The 2,519-nt window shown below is 61.8% G+C and carries 2 protein-coding genes; both read left to right on the forward strand.

From position 1 onward, the window contains the following. Positions 1-110 precede the first annotated feature (110 nt). Entirely contained in the window at positions 111-1,949 is a 1,839-nt protein-coding gene (locus KA354_25270; protein MBP7937960.1) for an ABC transporter permease, read from the forward strand. 7 nt (positions 1,950-1,956) lie between these two features. Further along, positions 1,957-2,511: a hypothetical protein gene (locus KA354_25275; protein ID MBP7937961.1), complete on the forward strand. Its 555-nt coding sequence runs from the start codon at positions 1,957-1,959 to the stop codon at positions 2,509-2,511. Positions 2,512-2,519 lie beyond the last annotated feature (8 nt).

The raw sequence follows: 2,519 nt of genomic DNA on the forward strand, positions 1-2,519 counted from the left end.
GCCATCGGCAGACTCCTTTCGCAAGAGACTCTCGCCGCTCCATACGGCATACTTGCGAAAGGTATACACGATGCCAATCGATCGCGCCAGACCTCCCAGCTTACCTATCTATGCGCGCTGGCCCTGATATTACCCCCGACCCGGAGCACTTTGGGATCCTCTACATCAAGGAGCGGTACGCTCGGGAGTTGCTTGATTTTCAGGACGCGTGCAACCAGATCGTCGGCCGGATGGTGCCCGGAGCGCGTACCGACGCAGACGCAATCCTCGAGCGGATTGACCGGGTGCTGGATCCCTACGGCGTTCTCGCCCTCACGCCGCGTGAGCGACAGGCCTCGAACCGCTTTCTGTCTGACGAGATCAAGGGTCTGGGCGTCTCGGCCGTGATCATGCCCGCCATCTTTCTGTTGGTTGCGGCCCTGGTGCTCAACGTGGTCATGAGCCGTCTGGCCGAGCGGCAGCGGACCATCATCGGTACGCTGAAGGCTCTGGGCTACGGTGATTGGCAGGTGCTCAGGCACTTTCTTGGCTTTGGGCTGGTCGTGGGCCTGCTTGGGGGGCTGGGAGGCATCGTTGTGGGTGTGGCCCTTGCCTGGGGCCTCGTCGAGATGTACAAGCTCTTCTACCAGTTTCCCAGTTTCCTCTTCGAGCTTTACCCGCGGTTGTTTCTGCTTGGAATGACCATCAGTGTCGCATGCGCGGTGGTGGGGACAGGCAAAGGCGTGTGGAAGATTCTCCGGCTGCATCCGGCTGAGGCCATGCGTCCCCGCCCGCCGGGGCGCGGCTCGGCCATGTTCCTGGAGCGGTTTCCTGCGATCTGGCGAAGGCTGGGCTTCCGCACGCACATTGCGCTGCGCAGCCTGGCCCGCAATCCCGGGCGGACGTTCACGGGGGTCATTTCCTGTGCCCTGGCGGCCTCCATCGTGCTCACGGCCCTGATCATGCGCGACTCGATCTGGTTCATGGTCGAGTTTCAGTTCGACTACGTCTCGCACAGTGACGTGGACATCGGGATGCGCGACGAGCGGTCGTTCGCAGCTGTTCGCGAGGCTGGGTTTTTGCCTGGCGTGGATTACGCGGAACCGTTGCTGGGGCTCGTCTGCGACGTTCGCCACGGCGCCAGGGCTCGCCGCATGTCGATAACAGGTCTCTCGCCCAGACACCGCTTGTTCACTCCCATGCAGCGAGATCTGAAGCCGATGGCAGTGCCTGACGACGGCCTGGTGGTATCGCGCAAGCTCGGGGAGATTTTGGCCGTTCGGGTGGGTGACCGGCTGGAGCTCACGCCCGTTCGTGGTCGGCGCGAGACGGTGGCGGTGCCGGTCCGGTCGGTGGTTGACTCGTTCCTGGGTCTGGAATGTTATGCGGATCTTGGTTATCTCAGCCGGCTGGTGGGTGAGGCCGAGGCGGTCAACTCGGTGCAGATGTTGGTGGACCCTTTGCGTCTTGACGATCTGTACGCCGCCCTGAAGCAGCTTCCCAATGCGCAGGGCGTGAGCGTCCGTGCGAACGCCAAAGCCAACATCCAGAAGACGCTGATTCGCTCCATCAGTTTTTCGCTCAGTGTTCTCGTCGGCTTTGCGGGCGTGATCGCGCTGGGGAGTATGCTCAATGCCTCACTTATTGAGATCGCCGACCGTACCCGCGACATCGCGAGCTTTCGAGTGCTGGGCTATGCCCCTGGCCCGATCGCCAGCATTTTCTTCCGGCAGTCGCTGGTGATTCTGTTGCTGGGCATGGGTCTGGCTCTGCCGATCTCGTATACCCTGGTGCACGTTTGGGCATCGGCCTACGACACGGAGCTGTTCCGCCTACCGATCGTGATCAGGCCGATGACGGTCGTGGCGTCCGGGGCGCTGATGTTCGCCTTTGTACTGGCGTCGCAGGCCATCGTCTACCGCCAGATCCGCACATTGGACTGGCTGGAGGGCATTAAGATCAAGGAGTGAGATGCCTATGAAACGCAAGGGGCTCCTCTTTCTCCCGGTTCTTCTGATTGTCGTGGTTTGGATCGTCTGGCAGCGGCGCCAGCCGGAAGCTGTCGTGGACGTGATTCGCGTGCAACCGGCCACGATACGCGCGTACGTGGAGGAGCAGGCGGTCACCAGCCTGCCTGACACCCAGCTCGTGGCCATGCCCATCGCCGGCTGGCTGGAGGGGATCGAGCTGCGTGAAGGCGACGCGGTCAAGAAGGACCGGATCGTAGCCCGTCTGGAAACGGCTGACCTTCAGGACCGTTCCCGCCAGGCCGAGCAGCGAATTGCGAGATTGGAGGCTGAGATCAAGAAGACGGTCGACAACCGGCTGGAGAACAACATGCTGGTCCAGGCCGACGCCATCGTGAAGGCCATGAATGAGACTGTGGAGGCCGCGAAGCGGACGATGGAGGCCTCTAATACTACAACGCTAAGAAAGCTCAAGAAACCTCATGCGACCAGCCGATGGGTAGTTCGAGTGGAACTCGAACACAGGAGGCCCTGGGCATGGACGCCGACACGATTCTCCGGATAAGGCCGGCA

It is taken from the genome of Phycisphaerae bacterium, from assembly GCA_018003015.1.
GTDB lineage: Bacteria > Planctomycetota > Phycisphaerae > UBA1845 > PWPN01 > JAGNEZ01.

Excerpts from the sequence above, each read along its gene's own strand:
- KA354_25270 (MBP7937960.1), top strand. The coding sequence starts at position 111 with ATGCGCGCTGGCCCTGATATTACCCCCGACCCGGAGCACTTTGGGATC.
- KA354_25275 (MBP7937961.1), top strand. The coding sequence starts at position 1,957 with ATGAAACGCAAGGGGCTCCTCTTTCTCCCGGTTCTTCTGATTGTCGTG.